This window comes from Aquimarina algicola (genome assembly GCF_006443095.1).
Classification (GTDB): Bacteria; Bacteroidota; Bacteroidia; order Flavobacteriales; family Flavobacteriaceae; genus Aquimarina; species Aquimarina algicola.
In genome coordinates, this window is sequence record NZ_VFWZ01000011.1 from 221,865 (window position 1) to 238,645 (window position 16,781).

General features: G+C 32.7%; 18 protein-coding genes. 17 read left to right on the forward strand and 1 reads right to left on the reverse strand.

All coding sequences use genetic code 11. The features are described 5' to 3' along the window. Nucleotides 1-108: 108 nt before the first annotated feature. The 9 genes from gcvP to FHK87_RS25605 all read left to right on the forward strand — a co-directional run bounded on the left by gcvP (nucleotide 109) and on the right by FHK87_RS25605 (nucleotide 9,088). Entirely contained in the window at nucleotides 109-2,964 is a 2,856-nt protein-coding gene (gcvP, locus tag FHK87_RS25565) for an aminomethyl-transferring glycine dehydrogenase (RefSeq protein WP_140597726.1), read from the forward strand. Nucleotides 2,965-3,166: 202 nt separating this feature from the next. After that, nucleotides 3,167-3,394 (forward strand): hypothetical protein, encoded by a 228-nt coding sequence (locus FHK87_RS26475; RefSeq protein ID WP_226294423.1) that lies wholly within the window; start codon nucleotides 3,167-3,169, stop codon nucleotides 3,392-3,394. 113 nt (nucleotides 3,395-3,507) lie between these two features. After that, nucleotides 3,508-4,566 (forward strand): 3-oxoacyl-ACP synthase III family protein, encoded by a 1,059-nt coding sequence (locus FHK87_RS25575; protein ID WP_140597727.1) that lies wholly within the window; start codon nucleotides 3,508-3,510, stop codon nucleotides 4,564-4,566. Nucleotides 4,567-4,640: 74 nt separating this feature from the next. After that, complete coding sequence (locus FHK87_RS25580; RefSeq protein WP_140597728.1) at nucleotides 4,641-5,168, forward strand: methyltransferase domain-containing protein; 528 nt, start codon at nucleotides 4,641-4,643, stop codon at nucleotides 5,166-5,168. Between the two features lie 44 nt (nucleotides 5,169-5,212). Next, entirely contained in the window at nucleotides 5,213-6,067 is an 855-nt protein-coding gene (locus FHK87_RS25585; RefSeq protein ID WP_140597729.1) for a glycosyltransferase, read from the forward strand. 135 nt (nucleotides 6,068-6,202) lie between these two features. Next, nucleotides 6,203-6,766 carry a TetR/AcrR family transcriptional regulator gene (locus FHK87_RS25590; RefSeq protein ID WP_140597730.1) on the forward strand — a complete coding sequence of 188 codons (564 nt, stop codon included), beginning with the start codon at nucleotides 6,203-6,205 and terminating at the stop codon, nucleotides 6,764-6,766. A 62-nt stretch (nucleotides 6,767-6,828) separates the two neighbouring features. Continuing rightward, nucleotides 6,829-7,575 (forward strand): SDR family NAD(P)-dependent oxidoreductase, encoded by a 747-nt coding sequence (locus FHK87_RS25595; protein WP_140597731.1) that lies wholly within the window; start codon nucleotides 6,829-6,831, stop codon nucleotides 7,573-7,575. A gap of 41 nt (nucleotides 7,576-7,616) precedes the next feature. After that, nucleotides 7,617-7,913: a carboxymuconolactone decarboxylase family protein gene (locus FHK87_RS25600; protein WP_226294424.1), complete on the forward strand. Its 297-nt coding sequence runs from the start codon at nucleotides 7,617-7,619 to the stop codon at nucleotides 7,911-7,913. Between the two features lie 110 nt (nucleotides 7,914-8,023). Further along, a complete protein-coding gene (locus FHK87_RS25605; RefSeq protein WP_140597733.1) occupies nucleotides 8,024-9,088 on the forward strand; it encodes a flavin monoamine oxidase family protein in 1,065 nt (354 codons plus the stop codon). 558 nt (nucleotides 9,089-9,646) lie between these two features. Here FHK87_RS25605 and pafA read toward each other — a convergent pair. Continuing rightward, complete coding sequence (gene pafA, locus FHK87_RS25610) at nucleotides 9,647-11,287, reverse strand: alkaline phosphatase PafA (RefSeq protein ID WP_140597734.1); 1,641 nt, start codon at nucleotides 11,285-11,287, stop codon at nucleotides 9,647-9,649. A gap of 113 nt (nucleotides 11,288-11,400) precedes the next feature. Here pafA and FHK87_RS25615 point away from each other — a divergent pair, with 113 nt between their 5' ends. From FHK87_RS25615 to FHK87_RS25650, 8 genes are all read left to right on the forward strand, one after another. After that, the gene (locus FHK87_RS25615) at nucleotides 11,401-12,138 is read left to right on the forward strand and encodes an MlaE family ABC transporter permease (RefSeq protein ID WP_140597735.1); all 738 of its coding nucleotides are present in this window, start codon (nucleotides 11,401-11,403) and stop codon (nucleotides 12,136-12,138) included. After that, the gene (locus tag FHK87_RS25620; protein WP_140597736.1) at nucleotides 12,138-12,902 is read left to right on the forward strand and encodes an ABC transporter ATP-binding protein; all 765 of its coding nucleotides are present in this window, start codon (nucleotides 12,138-12,140) and stop codon (nucleotides 12,900-12,902) included. The genes FHK87_RS25615 and FHK87_RS25620 overlap by 1 nt, the downstream gene beginning before the upstream one ends. A gap of 89 nt (nucleotides 12,903-12,991) precedes the next feature. Then, on the forward strand, nucleotides 12,992-13,351 hold the full coding sequence (locus FHK87_RS25625) for a hypothetical protein (RefSeq protein WP_140597737.1): 360 nt from the start codon (nucleotides 12,992-12,994) through the stop codon (nucleotides 13,349-13,351). Between the two features lie 85 nt (nucleotides 13,352-13,436). After that, nucleotides 13,437-14,087, forward strand: coding sequence for a hypothetical protein (locus FHK87_RS25630; RefSeq protein ID WP_140597738.1), 651 nt, complete (start codon nucleotides 13,437-13,439; stop codon nucleotides 14,085-14,087). Nucleotides 14,088-14,100: 13 nt separating this feature from the next. After that, complete coding sequence (locus FHK87_RS25635) at nucleotides 14,101-14,337, forward strand: hypothetical protein (protein ID WP_140597739.1); 237 nt, start codon at nucleotides 14,101-14,103, stop codon at nucleotides 14,335-14,337. A gap of 402 nt (nucleotides 14,338-14,739) precedes the next feature. Then, nucleotides 14,740-15,108, forward strand: a complete 369-nt coding sequence (locus FHK87_RS25640) for a hypothetical protein (protein ID WP_140597740.1) — start codon at nucleotides 14,740-14,742, stop codon at nucleotides 15,106-15,108. A 62-nt stretch (nucleotides 15,109-15,170) separates the two neighbouring features. Next, entirely contained in the window at nucleotides 15,171-16,157 is a 987-nt protein-coding gene (locus FHK87_RS25645; RefSeq protein WP_140597741.1) for a GNAT family N-acetyltransferase, read from the forward strand. A gap of 146 nt (nucleotides 16,158-16,303) precedes the next feature. After that, nucleotides 16,304-16,741: a cupin domain-containing protein gene (locus FHK87_RS25650; RefSeq protein ID WP_140597742.1), complete on the forward strand. Its 438-nt coding sequence runs from the start codon at nucleotides 16,304-16,306 to the stop codon at nucleotides 16,739-16,741. Nucleotides 16,742-16,781: the final 40 nt, after the last annotated feature.

Consider the following 16,781-nt stretch of genomic DNA (forward strand, 5'->3'; position numbering starts at 1 on the left):
AAGCTCGAATTTGGTTAAAAACTTGATACATCTAGGTTAATTTATTGTGAAATTTTTTGCAATTAAATATGTACTTTTGCCCCATAATTCTCAACTGATTTTCTTGCTATGAAAACTGACTCTTTTAAATTGCGCCATATAGGGCCATCAGAAAGGGATTTGCGTGACATGTTAACCACCATAAAAGCAGATTCTATTGAACAATTAATTTATGAAACTGTTCCGGATGACATCCTTTTAAAAGAGCCACTGGCACTGGCTCCTTCAATGAGTGAACAAGAGTATTCTGCTCACATCCAAAAACTATCATCCAAAAATAAAGTATACAAGACGTATATAGGATTAGGATATCATGAAGCATGTCTACCCCCTGTAATTCAAAGAAATATTTTAGAAAACCCAGGTTGGTATACAGCATATACGCCATATCAGGCAGAAATTGCCCAAGGTAGATTAGAAGCACTACTCAATTACCAAACCATGATCTGTGACTTAACAGGTATGGAACTTGCGAATGCTTCATTATTAGATGAGAGTACAGCCGCAGCAGAAGCAATGACAATGCTATTTGCTGTAAGATCTCGAGAACAGAAAAAAAATAACACTAACAAATTCTTTGTTTCAGAAGAAATCTTACCTCAAACATTATCCTTACTACAAACCAGAGCGATCCCTCTTGATATAGAACTTGTAGTTGGTGACCATGAGCAATTTGATTTTTCAAAAGAATTTTATGGTGCAATCCTTCAATATCCTGGTAAATCGGGTCAAGTATATGACTATGCAAATTTTGTCGAAAAAGCACATGCTGAAGAAATAAAGGTAGCTGTAGCAGCAGATATTTTAAGTCTTGTTACTTTAAAATCTCCAGGAAGCTTTGATGCAGATGTAGTTGTAGGAACAACACAAAGATTTGGTATTCCTCTTGGATATGGCGGTCCTCATGCGGCATTTTTTGCAACAAGATCTGCATACAAAAGAAATATTCCCGGAAGGATAATTGGTGTAACTCAAGACACAAACGGTAATCGTGCATTACGTATGGCTCTTCAAACCAGAGAGCAGCATATCAAACGTGACAAAGCCACTTCTAATATATGTACAGCTCAAGTACTTCTTGCTGTAATGGCAGGTATGTATGCAGTATATCATGGACCAGAAGGACTTCAATACATTGCTTCAAAAGTTCATAACTCTGCCACTACTCTAAGCGATTCAATAGAACAATTAGGATTTTCTCAGCTTAATTCTATTTATTTTGATACGTTAAGAATAACAGCAGATGCTCAAAAAATAAGAGAAATCGCAGAAACCAAAGAGGTAAACTTCTATTATCCTGATTCAAAAACAATTGTAATTTCTCTTAATGAAGCAACTACAATTACTAATTTAAATACAATCATTTCGATTTTTGCTAAAGCTGCAAATAAAGAAACTATAGAGATAAAAGAAATTAATCCTGGCGAAAATATCCAGGAAAACATTAAGAGAAATAGTGAGTTTCTTACAAATGAAGTATTTAACTCTTATCATTCTGAAACAGAACTGATGAGATACATCAAAAAGCTTGAACGCAAAGATTTATCTCTAAATCATTCAATGATCCCTCTTGGGTCTTGTACAATGAAGCTTAATGCTGCTTCAGAGATGCTCCCTCTTAGTGATCCACAATGGGGCAATATACACCCATTCGTTCCTATTGAACAGGCTGAAGGGTACAAAGAGATTTTAAACAAACTCGAAGAACAACTAACAGAGATCACCGGATTTGCTGCAACATCCTTACAACCCAATTCTGGAGCACAAGGAGAGTTTGCAGGACTAATGGTTATAAGAGCATATCATGAATCTAGAGGTGATCATCATCGCAATATATGCTTAATACCATCTTCTGCTCATGGTACTAACCCTGCTTCTGCTGTAATGGCAGGAATGAAAGTAGTAGTGACCAAAGCTACAGAAGAAGGTAATATTGATGTAGAAGATTTAAGAGAAAAAGCACTTTTGCATAAAGACAATTTAGCAGCTTTAATGGTTACATACCCTTCTACTCATGGAGTATATGAATCTGCTATTAGAGAAATAACAGCAATTATACATAAAAATGGTGGCCAGGTATATATGGATGGAGCCAATATGAATGCACAAGTAGGGATCACACATCCTGGTGCTATTGGAGCCGATGTTTGCCACCTTAATCTACATAAAACATTTGCCATACCTCATGGTGGTGGTGGTCCCGGTGTTGGTCCTATTTGTATTGCAAAACAATTAGCTCCTTTTTTACCAGGCAATCCGATAATCAAAACTGGAGGTACAGAAGCTATATCTGCAATATCAGCAGCTCCATGGGGTTCTGCATTAGCTTGTTTAATTTCTTATGGATATATAACTATGCTTGGTGCAGAAGGTTTAAGAAATGCAACTGAATATGCTATTTTAAATGCTAATTATATAAAAGAACGATTAGATGGGCATTACGATGTGTTGTATGTTGGAGAAAAAGGCAGAGCAGCTCATGAGATGATTGTAGATTGTAGGCCTTTTAAAACTAATGGTATTGAAGTAACTGATATTGCCAAAAGACTAATGGATTATGGCTTTCATGCGCCAACAGTTTCTTTTCCTGTAGCAGGAACGATAATGATAGAACCGACCGAAAGCGAGAGCAAAGCCGAACTAGATCGTTTTTGTGATGCCATGATCTCTATAAGAAGTGAAATCGCAGAAGCTAGTGCAGATAATACAAATAATGTAATGAAAAATGCTCCTCATACTCTAGCAATGCTTACAGCAGATTCATGGGATTTTCCTTACTCAAGAGAACAAGCTGCCTATCCATTATCATATGTAGCTGATAATAAATTCTGGCCTACTGTTCGCCGTGTAGATGATGCTTATGGAGACAGAAATTTAATCTGTACCTGCACTCCTATCGAAGAATATATAGAAGCAGAAGTTTAAAATAATCACTTACTGCAAATTTATCACCAAAGAGGCAACCTATTATAATAGTGTTGTCTCTTTTTTTAAATCCTATTATGAACGATATCAAATCCAGAGAAGACTTAGAACTTTTACTGCAATTATTTTATAATCATGCATTAAAAGAGAGTTCTTTACCAAAATCGCAAAAATAGATCTCAAAGAACATATCCCGCATATTGTGGATTTTTGGGAACAACAACTATTTAGAACAATCGGGTATAAAAAAAATGTAATTGAAATCCATCAACATCTACATGACCAAAAAGAAATCGAAAAACTTCATTTTGATACATGGTTATCGTTGTTCAATACAGTGGTAGATGATAACTTTCACGGAATAAATGCTAATTTAATTAAAACAAGAGCACTTTCTATAGCAACTGTGCTCCAATTAAAAGTGAAATAAATAGTCAATTTTATATTCAAAACATCAAACTGAACATTGTAAAACATATTATGCATGCATAGCAAACTAATGTACAATATGTACTTTACAATATAAAATTCAATTTGACACTCATGAATAGTAAGATAATAGGCACGGGAAGCTATATTCCTAAAGAGATAGAAAAAAATGAAGATTTTATAAATCATCAGTTTTTTAATGAAAATGGGGTCTTAATACCACAAAATAACACTACGATCATCAACAAATTTGAACAAATTACGGGCATTGAAGAACGTAGATATGCTTCTAACCAACAAAATACTTCTGACTTGGCATTTCTTTCTGCAAAAGAAGCTATTAAAGATGCTAAAATTGATCCAGAAGAGCTTGATTATATTATTGTCGCTCATAATTTTGGCGATGTTCATAAAAATGGCGCACAGGCTGATACCGTACCAAGTCTAGCTGCAAGAGTAAAACACAAATTAAAAATTAAAAATCCATACTGCGTAGCATATGATGTTCTTTTTGGCTGCCCGGGTTGGATAGAAGGTATTATACAGGCACATCTTTTTCTAAAAAGTAATAGTGCAAAAAAATGCCTTGTTATAGGAGCCGAGACTTTATCTCGAGTTATCGATAAACATGATCGCGACTCTATGATCTATTCTGATGGGTCTGGAGCAACAATATTAGAAACCACAACAGCTCCGGGTGGTATTGTCTCTTCAATTAGTGCTTCGTATACTTTAGAAGAAAGTAATTTCTTATTTTTTGGTAAAACATATAACAATACTGCCGTTGATGATCAAAAATATATCAAAATGTATGGACGTAAAATATATGAATTTGTTTTGAAGCATGTTCCACAAGCAATGAAAGCATGTCTGGATAAAACTGATTATACTATTAATGATATTAGTAAAATTATTATTCACCAAGCAAATGAGAAGATGGATGAAGCCATTGTAAACAGATTTTATGGCTTATATAATCAAAGCATGCCAAAAGATATAATGCCAATGTCTATCCAAAAGTTAGGTAATAGCAGTGTAGCAACTGTTCCTACTCTATATGATCTGATTCTGAAAGGAAAGATTAAAAATCATACTGTTCGTAAAGGAGATCTTTTATTATTTGCTAGTGTAGGTGCCGGGATGAATATTAATGCATTTCTATATCAACAATAAGCTAAAAAACCTTGCAATGTAATACGGGTAATCTATGTAATTATTTATTTTTACATCCATAATTACCAAAAACTATGTACGAAGGGTCTTTTCCTCACAAACGATATCAAAAAACATTAGAATTTCTTAGAGATCATATCCCTGCTCCTGCAAAGGTTTTAGATTTGGGAGTTAAAAATCCTTTTGTAGAATTTATGGAAAAAGAAGGATACACGGTTTCTAATACAAAAGGTGAAGATTTGGATTTTGACACCAATGCTGTAAAAACAGATGATGCAGAGATTGTAACCGCTTTCGAAATTTTTGAACACCTCATTGCTCCATTTAATGTTTTAAGAGATATCAAAGCAGACAAACTTGTTGCATCTGTACCCTTAAAACTATGGTTCTCTCCTGCATACCAAAGCAAAACTGACCCTTGGGACAGGCATTACCATGAATTCGAAGATTGGCAATTCGATTGGTTATTAGAAAAATCAGGATGGCAAATTAAAGCACGAGAACAATGGACACATCCTGTAAACAAAATAGGAATTAGACCGTTACTTAGATATTTTACTCCAAGATATTATATTGTATATGCAGTACGAAAAACGGCATAATACCTATTCTCTGCTAGAAAATTAAATATTAGAATGCACAATAGTTGAAGATATATATTATTATACCAGCACATAATGAAGAGCGTTTCATCTCTAAAACGCTACAATCACTTGTTTCGCAAACAATACTTCCTGAAAAAATAATTGTTGTAAATGATAATTCTACTGATCAGACCGAAAATATCGTAAAAGAGTTTGTTTCAAATTATAAGTTTGTATCACTTATCAACACCTCATCATCTATTGAGCATTTACCTGGCAGTAAAGTAATAAACGCTTTTTATCAGGGACTCCACTCTATAGAAAATGATGATACATACGATATTATTTGCAAATTTGATGCAGACCTTATCTTTCCTGATAATTATCTAGAAAAAATATCTTCTCATTTTGCCAGTAACCCAAAGGCAGGAATGATAGGAGGTTTTTGCTATATAGAAAAAAACAATCAATGGGTTTTAGAGAACCTAACAAACAAAGATCACATAAGAGGAGCTCTAAAAGCATATCGAAAGTCATGTTTCAAGCAAATTAAAGGACTTGTCCCTGCAATGGGTTGGGATACTATAGACGAATTACTCGCTCAATACCATGGTTGGGAAATAAAAACTGATATTTCTTTAAAAGTTAAACACCTCAAACCTACAGGAAACACCTATAACCCAAAAGCAAAATATAAACAAGGAGAAGCATTTTATCGAATGCGATATGGTTTTTGGATCACCCTGCTTGCCTCTGTCAAACTTGCGCTATTAAAAAAACGACCTAAACTTATTGTGGATTACCTAAAAGGGTTTTACAAAGCAAAAAGAAATAAAAGTTCGTTTCTAGTTACCGAAGAAGAAGGTAAATTCATAAGAAAACTTCGCTGGAATAAAATCAGAAAGAAATTCCTTTAATTTCACAGTCAGTACACATCTATAAACTTGAGATATTCTACTCTCTAATTTTAATTTTGATGAATAATTTTTAATAATTGAACAAAAAACAGACAGACTTGTCTGTTTTTAAATATTTATTTATATATTTGTCACATGAAACATTCTTTAATTAAAGAACATATTATTAAAACAGCTTCAGATCTCTTTTATCAAAAAGGGTACAATCTTACAGGGATAAATGAGATTATCAAAGAAGCAGGGATTGCAAAAGCAACCTTATATAGTCATTTTGCTTCAAAAGAAGATATTTGTCTCGCGTATTTAAACTATAAGAATACTACTTTCAAGAAAGAAATAAAAGCTTTTATAAAAAGTACAGAAGCAGGTAAAGAACAAATCTATGCTTTCTTCTATTTCCTTATGAAGTTTTTTGAGCAAAAAGATTTCAATGGTTGTTGGTGTATAAATACTGTAGCCGAAATCCCGGTAGAAAATAAAAGAATAAGAAATGAAATTCAAAAACAGAAAGAAGAATTTATAGCTTACATACAAGAAATTATTGAAAAGAATTACAATCAAAATTCTACAAAGGAAAATAATAGTTTAGCAAAGAAAATATATCTATTGTATGAAAGTTCTATTGCCGAAAGTAAATTACATCAAAATGTATGGCCTATCGAATCTGGACTATCATTATGTAAAAATATAATAAACTAAAAAAATTTAAACTAAAAAAGACAGACTTGTCTGTTCAATATTAATATTTAAATCTTTATAAAATGTCAACATTTAAAAACAAAACAGCCCTAATTATAGGAGGAACAAGTGGAATCGGTAGAGCAACTGTAAATACGCTTATAGAAGGAGGAGCTACGGTGCACGTTGTGGGCAGAAACACTTCAAAAATTACAGATGCAGAAGGTATTATCAAACATCAATCAGATATAACTGATATTAACAGTGTTAATCAATTGGTAGAAACTATTAATGGTCTTGATCGTTTGGATTATTTAGTAAATGCTTCTGGTATATTCGGACCAAAACCATTTTTAGATCATACAGTAGAAGATTATGATTCTTATCAAGATCTTAACAGAGGTTTCTTTTTTATTACTCAGGCTGCTGCAAAAAAAATGAAAGAAAATAATGAGGGCGCAATAGTAAATGTTGGTTCAATGTGGGCAAAACAAGCAGTAAAAGCAACACCATCGTCTGCATATTCTATGCAAAAAGCAGGACTCCATTCATTAACACAACACCTCGCTATGGAATTAGCTGACTACGGAATCAGAGTTAATGCCGTATCACCGGCAGTAGTTGAAACACCTGTGTATGATGGTGTATTTGGTAGTGCAGAAGAGGCTAAAAAAGCATTAGTGGGATTCAATAATTTTCATCCTATAGGACGAAACGGTACGGCAGAAGATGTTGCAAACAGTATTACTTTCCTTTTATCTGACAAAGCTTCTTGGGTAACAGGAGCCATATGGGATACTGATGGTGGAGTAATTGCAGGAAGAAATTAATAGGATTCAATAATCTAAAAAAACAAGACATTATGTATGATATGAATAACCTAAAGAAATTAGGTGCATTAGGTAAAAATGCTGATAAGGCAATGAAAGCTTTTCAAGCTTTTGATAGTATAGCTCTTGAAGATGGAGCCATCCCGGTTAAATATAAAGAACTAATGGCGGTTGCAGTTGCGCTTACAACGCAATGCCCATATTGCTTAGAAATCCATAAAGACAAAGCAATAAAAGCTGGCGCTACAGAAGAAGAACTTGCTGAAGTAACGTTTATATCTGCCGCATTACGCGCAGGTGCCGCAGTAGTACATGGTACGCATCTAATGGAAAAATAAAAGCTTAATAAAAATCCATAAACAATTGTAACGAATACTCTAAAAATCAAATGAATAATTTAAAAACATATTCATAAATCTTTTTAGGGTATTCTTATTACATTACCTTTATGAAAACAGATATATTAATTATAGGAGCTGGGCTCACGGGGTTGCTATTAACGCATAAATTAAAAAAGAAAGGTGTTTCTCTTAAAGTTATTGAAGCCAGAAATCGAATTGGTGGCCGTATACATACCATCAATTCTCAGCAACAAACCCCAATCGAAATGGGTGCAACATGGCTTGGAAAACAACATAAAGAGTTAATGCATACATTAGAAGACCTCGATATTTCTGTATTCGAACAGTATATGAAAGGAATCGCCCTCTTTGAGCCACTTTCTACTGCTCCACCTCAACAAATAGAGTTGCCTTCAAATCAAGAAGCGAGTTATAGAATACAAGGTGGGACAAGTACCTTGATTGATACTCTAGCCAACTCATTAGAATCAAATGAACTCATTCTCAATAAAAAAATAGTATCTATATCATATAATAAACAAAATCAGTTTACAGTACGATCAGATAATCATGAAGAATTTGAATCCAAATATGTTATCTCTACCTTGCCCCCTTTTCTACTCATCAATTCTATACAATTCGATCCTCAGTTACCTGAAAGTGTAAATGCAATAGCAAGCAAAACTCATACTTGGATGGAAGATTCTATAAAATTTGGGGTTTCATACCAAAATCCTTTCTGGAAAGAGATGAACTATTCCGGAACTATATTTAGTAATGTTGGTCCTATTACAGAGCTCTATGATCACTCTAGCTATGAAAATGATAAATATGCTTTAAAAGGATTTTTACAATCAGGACTTTACTTACTACCAAAAGAAAAACGAAAAGAAAAAGTCTTACTTCAGCTAGAAAAATTATTTGGTAAAGTTGCCAAAAATTATCTCGCCTACGAAGAATTACTTTGGACAAACGAAATATATACTTCATATCCTAAAGAACAATATATATTACCTCACCAAAATAATGGTCATCAGATATACCAAAATGGTTTCTTTGATGATCACTTTTATATTGCAGGAACAGAGACCTCTCCTCTATATGGAGGATATATGGAAGGTGCTGTCCTAAGTGCCAATTTTATATATCAAAAATTGAAATATATTCTTTAGATTATTCTTCATAACTGGCAGTACATCTGATCATAATTTTCTTTTATCTGTATAGAAAAGAGTATGTATACTGTATGTGAACCTCCCTGCTGTCTAAGCAATTACTTTTTTACATAAAACATCACTTTATTTGCTTATGGTAATTATTTTTTGGTAATGCTTCATTATAACAAAGCAAATCGTTGTTTCTATAATAAAAGCTATATCCATATTATTCTTTCGCGAAGGATGAGACATAAACTATGAGTGTCAATAAATGTTCATAGTATTTATAATTAATAAACAATTAAATTATGTTAGAAAATATTTCAAATATAGGTACACCTTTAAACAAGAAAGAACAAAAGTCGATTCATGGAGGATTATGGAGAGCCTGCTCTAGAGAACTACTAAATGATGGTTGTTATGACTCAAGACTTGGGTGTGTCTGTGATTCTATTTAATTCATTTTTGCGATTAGTATAATCCTGATATTTACTATGTCAAAAAATCATTAGGCATCAAAAAAGTCGAGGAATATATTGTACCTCGACTTTTTATAATTTATCCTAATATTATTTATTCTAACACAAAAGACAAAACATCTCCTGTAGTTCCATTAGGGAAAGTAATTCCTAATAGTGCGGATATTGTAGGAGCAATATCCGGAATATATGTTTTTTGAGTTGTACTTCCTTTTTTGATTCCTTGTCCAAAAAACAATAGAGGCGCATGTGTATCATAAATTAATGCACTGCCATGAGTAGACCCTGTTTTTGAGTAAGAGATCGTTGCGGGATCCATAACAACTACTACATCCCCGCTTCTCTTTTGATTATACCCTTTTTGTATCAAACTTGCTATACCCATCGTGTATTGTGTGCTTTCTAATTGTTTTCTGGTAAACACTTTATCCACCTGATCTTGTTGTAATATAAAATGCGCTACGGCTTCTTGTAGAGTTTCAGAAGAAATATTGTTTTTCTTTAATACTTCGTAGTCAAAAAATACTTGTTGGTTAGAAATATTCTTTATTAAACCTTCTACTTTAAATGTAGATGTTACAAAAGTTTTGATATGCTCTGCAAAGGCATCTCTATCAAAATATCCTGCTGGAATCTTAACCGATTGTAGATATGCAGGTACATGAACTGCGCCATGATCTGCAGTAAGAAAAACAGTGTATTGCCCCTTACCTACTTTAGAGTCAAGAGTTTTTAATAATCGTTCTATATCCTGATCTAATCGCAAGTAGGTATCTTGAATCTCTTTAGAATTAACCCCAAAATTATGCCCTACATAGTCTGTACTAGAAAAACTAACCGTCAAAAAATCAGTAATTTTATCTTTTCCGAGTGCTTCGCCTTCGATAGCTGCGATAGCAAAATCTGCAGTCAAACTGTTTCCAAAAGCAGTACTTTTTATAATGCTATAACCGGAATTCTCTTTTTTCAATGTCGCTAAATCATAAGGAAAAGTTGCTGTTTCTTTTCCCTTAAAACCACCTTCAAATGCATTTTTATCAGGACCACTCTCACGATATGTACTAATATCATAGAGTGTATTCCATTCTTTTAAATAAGAAGCTGCTTGATCAGAATCATTGAATTTTTGCACCCAATCTGGTAATTGGTTTGTATAATAAGAACTCGTAATCCATTTTCCCTGATCCCCTCCTATAAACCAATATGCACCATTAGCTGTATGACCTGCTGGTAGAATAGCCCCTCTATCTTTTATGGCTATACCGATAGTTTTACCATGTAATTGAGTATGTAATCTGTTTTGGTCTGCAACTGTAGACGTTTTCATTCGATTTGGAGACATTTTTCCCATATCAGTCTCTAATCCAACAGAAATCACTGAATCATCTTCTGCACAATATACAGTCTTGTTTTCAAACTTATTATACCAATGATTAGAAATGATACCATGATTTTGAGGTGTAGTTCCCGTATAAATAGATGCATGCCCTGGTCCCGTATAAGTTGGCACATAATTAAAATGATTATTTTTACAGTTAAAACCATCATTTATCATTCTTTTAAAACCACCTTCTCCAAAGCGTTCATAAAACCTGGTAAGATAATCATACCGCATTTGATCAACAACAATACCAACGACAAGCTTTGGTGAAGAGTTTAATTTAACTTTGTCTTGTGCAATACCAGAGATTGTTATTACCAAGAAAGTAATAAGAAAAGTTACTTTTTTTGTCATGTCATTATGAATTTGAATCGCTAATGTACTATTTGTGCAAATGTAAAACTTTAATGAAAGGTTAAATGCTTACGATATATTTTTTTCTATTTTAGCCTTTCTAATTACAAAGAATGTTTTATTTAGAAGATATTGGTCGCTATTTTTTGATGTTGAAAGGTGTTTTTAGCAGAATGACAAAGGGTTCTGTGATCAGAAATTTAATATTCAAAGAGATAGATGATCTTATTATTGGCTCTTTGGGGATAACGGTATTTCTTGCTTTTTTTATAGGTGCCGTTGTAGCTATACAAACTGCTTTGAATCTTACAAACCCTCTTATTCCAAAAAAACTTATAGGGTTTGCTTCAAGACAATCGGTAATCCTTGAATTTGCCCCAACCTTTATTTCTGTAATTATGGCAGGTAAAGTTGGATCTTTCATTACATCCAGTATTGGTACGATGCGGGTAACAGAACAGATTGATGCATTAGAAGTAATGGGTATCAACTCTCTTAATTATTTGATATTTCCAAAAATCATTGCAATGCTAACCTATCCATTTGTTATTGCCATAGCAATGTTTACTGGTATTCTTGGTGCTTATGTTGCCGGGATATATGGCGGCTTTTTATCCAGCAGTGATTTTCTTACGGGATTAAGAGAAGAATTTATTCCATATCATCTGGTATATGCATTTATCAAAACATTTCTGTTTTCTTTTCTGTTAGCTACCATTCCTTCTTTTCATGGATATTATATGAAAGGTGGCGCACTAGAAGTAGGAAAAGCCAGTACCTCTGCCTTTGTATGGACTACGGTTGTTATTATTATATCTAATTATATACTCACCCAATTATTATTGAGCTAATGATAGAAGTAACAAACTTACATAAAGGGTTTAATGGAGAACAGATTCTCAAAGGGATCACGACTACCTTTACTCGTGGAATGACCAACCTTATCATTGGTACAAGTGGTAGTGGTAAAACTGTATTCTTAAAATGCATGCTTGGGCTATTTACTCCTGAACAAGGAGCTATTTGCTATGATGGTAGTACTTATTCTGACCTCAACAAGCAAGAGCAGAGAGATTTGCGAGAACAAATGGGAATGGTTTTTCAAGGGAGTGCTTTGTTTGATTCTATGACCGTACAGGAAAATGTGATGTTTCCACTTATGATGTTTACCAAACAGAAAAAAGATGAAATGCTCGACAGAGTTAATGAAGTACTTGATCGCGTAAATCTTGAAAATGCTAATAATAAACTTCCTTCAGAAATTAGTGGGGGAATGCAAAAACGTGTTGCTATTGCACGTGCTATTGTAACGCGCCCAAAATATCTTTTTTGTGATGAACCCAATTCAGGATTAGACCCCAGAACAGCGATAGTCATAGATAATCTCATCAAAGAGATTACAGAAGAATATGATATTACCACTATCATCAATACGCATGATATGAATTCTGTAATGGAAATCGGTGAGAAAATCGTTTTCTTAAAAAATGGATATCTGGAATGGGAAGGTGATAAAACACAGATCTTCAAAACCGATAACCAGGCTGTTACAGAATTTGTATACTCTTCAAACCTATTCAAAAAAGTGCGAGAAGCACAGTTAAAAGGGTTGTAATACCACTACTCAAAAATGAGTAGCCTTAACAATCTAATAAACAACTATCTTTATAAAAAACATAAAGAATATATTGCTTTTGGTGTACTATGATTACATTAAATTCAGAAAAAATTATAAAAAGAAGTCTGTACTTGATTGCTTTACCTGTTCTTATAATCTTAATTCTTGGAATTGAATATTTGATAAGTGCTAAAGAAGCCATAAACGGCAATTATGAATATAGTTTCATGCTCGGTGCTGATGCTATACCTATACCTTGGTACATGAAAACAGAAGAGTTCTTTATAAAATACTGCATAGGATATGGAAGTTCATTAATCCTTTTGACAGTAGGATATGTCTTTGCTCTCTTAAAGAATAATAAATTCATACAATTGGCTATAGGAGTAATCACAATTTTGATTCTTTATTACGAATACAGAATGTTTTTGAACGCTATACCTTGAAGCTATTAAAAACATATGAAAGCATGGCTATCATTCTGTCACTTCAAATCTTATAAGTGACAATCAGCTATTAATAAAACTTAAAATGAAGGAAATATTTGAAGATATTGAGTTTCAACTAGGAGAATTCGGATTACACTCTCAACTCAGCGAGGAAAAGAAGTCAACATTACCCAAAATCTTGAAAGAAATCCATAAATACAACGTATTTGGGAGTGATCTTTTAGCAGTCCCTGCAGAATTAATCATTAGTGGTGATGATCAAGAATATGAAAGACCATTTTCATTTCTTGATCTGGATGAAGGATTTGTCAATTTTGAAAATGAATTCCGATCAGAAGTCCCAATAGATTTTATTCCGATGGGATACTTATATGGTGCTTCAGAAATAGTTCTATACAACAATTTGAATAATTCTATTCACATATTTCATGTATCGGATATCGTTGATCAGGATCGGATGAAGTACAAACTTGATAATCCAACATGCACTTTTAAAGATTTTATATCGCAAATTAGACTCCAAACAGTTACTTGTTTGTTACATCCAAAAGATTATTCAAAAGCGACACTTATTGAACTGAGAAAAAATAAAATTTACTTAGATTACGAATTCTTAGCATCTAAAAGCGAAGATATATGGGAGGTATATTTAGACAAATGCAGATCACAAATAGCAGATGGTATGGAGATTCATTATGCTCCGCAAAATGTGATTCAAAAACTTCAACAATAATAAGTGCAAAACAATGAGAAAAAAGATCATAATTTTAGCAGTAATTATTTTAATCATCTCAAAATTTTGGATCGGAATCTATAAAGATGGTGAATGGGGCGAAAAATATATTTTTATAAAACATAGACCTATTTGGAAAACCTATTTTTATTCACCACGAGGAATGAGTGATTTAAAACTTTCTGAAATGAGTGAAGACAAACAAAAAGAACAACGATTGTTTGATGAATTTGTTCTAAAAATGTATTAAACCACATTTTAAATTAAACGTTTATAACAATTTGAAAAAATGAAAACAGAACAATATCCTATATGTCATTCAAACCTAGAAGTAAAAAATTTTGCTCCATGTGATGACTGTGGGGTATTAGAAAAGGAAATTATCACTTCAAAGATGGAGTTCATAAATACACTATTTATGAAGTTTATGGTGGGCTTAAATTGCAATTATGTGATTTTTGTGATGTAGATTCTGGTTCATATCGAATTGAATATTGGGGCTTTTTAGACAATGAACGAATCGATTACAAAAACTTTAAATTCATATCCTCTGTAGAAAATCCATCTTTTCAAAAAACAAAATACTGCTCTGAGTGTAACAAAGGCATAAATTTTCTGACTTTTCTAAAAAAAATCAGACATAAAAGAAAAATTGAAAAAAACCGGATATAAATATCAAATAGAGCAAAGATTAAAGAAAGATAATTGGCAAATATCATCTATAGACTCAAACTACGAATGGTGGGATGACGAACATTGGAAACTTGAACTGAAACACAACCCTGAAATATCATTCTATTTATGCTTTATAGTTGATCCGATGTTTGAAGGAACAAGAAAAAAAGGACAAGGAATTTACGAAATAAAAGCCTCAACCAAATTTCCTGCAAATTGGAATGACAATTCAAACAAAATTTCTTCAATTAGCATGACAAAAAGAAACTTTGAAATTAAACTTGAAGAGTTTATTCAGAATTTAAAAGAGTATAAAAAAGTAAAAACGAAACACAAGAAAGTATAAAATAGACTACGAACTTTTTTTGAGCAGCTATAATCAGCTTAAAATTAATATAATGATACTATATGGAAATTAAAGCAGCAACAGTACAAGATCATGAAGTATTGACAGAGGTAATGAGGGGATCAAAAGCAATATGGGGATATGAAAAAGAACAGTTAGAAGAATGGAAAGATGAATTAACGATTACACAAGATCATATTAAAAAGAATAGTGTTTTTAATTTATGGAAAGATGATCAAATAATAGGATTTTATTCTTATAAACAACAAGGTCCAAATTTGAAATTAGACAGCCTGTTTGTACATCCAGAATTCATTGGTCAAGGAATGGGAAATATAATGATGACAGACTTTTTAGAAAGGGTAAAACCAATATCAAAGGAGAGAATTGTACTAGATGCAGACCCTAATGCCGAATCATATTACAACAAGTATGATTTTAATACCATTGCCCTCAAAAAGACATCAATTCCAAATCGATTTATGCCAATTATGGCAAAAAATAATCCTAATTTAGAAGAAACACATCTTTTTGATAGCAAAAGACTTTTTGTAAGACACTTAAGCCTCGAAGATCTGGATGATTTTTATGATATGCAACGCAATCCAAATGTAATGCAATATATCAAACCCGAAATGAACTATGAAGAGGCCAAAAAAGAGTTAGAAAGATTTATTGGGTATTATGAGGATAGAAAAAAAATGTTTAGAATCTGGGCAATAATAGAAAAACAAACTAATACTTTTATTGGGATTTGTGGAGTATACTTAAATAAAAATAACGAAGAAGAAATCGCTTATCGATTACGAGAATTATATTGGGGTAAAGGCTATGGAGGAGAAATTGCAGAACGATTATTTGATTTTTGTTTTGAAACCTTGGACTATGATGAACTTTATGCATATGTAATGGAAGAAAATCAAGGTTCTATTAAAATTTTAGAAAAACACATGTCATACGATAAGATCATTCATTCTGAAGAGACCAATTCTAAAGAGTATATTTATAAAACGAGTAAGGAAAACTGGATACAACACCGTAATCTGTAGTAAAAACAATCAACTATTTATATTCAAACTGGTATAACACTTTTTGAATGAAAAAAATAGAAAAAGATACTGTTTCAATCGAGTTGATCAATGGAAAAATATTACAATTTGTTAGACAAACATCAAGATAACTTATAGTGAAAACCATGAAAAAAACACCAAAAGTATCATCAATTCATAACCCGTCTGATGGTTTTTTAGGAGGGTTAAGAAACGTAATATTAAGTACCAAAGAAACAGATGGCGACATTTATCTTGTAGAAGGTATCATGCCAAAAGATAGCATAGTACCACTGCATATTCACGAACTAGAAGATGAGATATTTCATGTTTTAGAAGGCAAAGTAGAGCTTATCTTAGGAGACAAAACGATACAGGCAAAAAAAGATGATATCATATATCTACCGCGAGGGATACAACATGGAATCAAAACCTCTGGAAATCAAACAGCCAAAGTACTTAACTATGTAATCCCGGGTAAAAATTTTGAGGAATTCTTTAACAAAATGAATGCAATTGGTCTACATGCTACTACGGAAGAAAAAGCTAAAATTGGAGTTGAACACAAAATTAAATTCCTTTAAAAAGGAGCTTATGTAACCGATTAAGAAAATCAAACTGAGG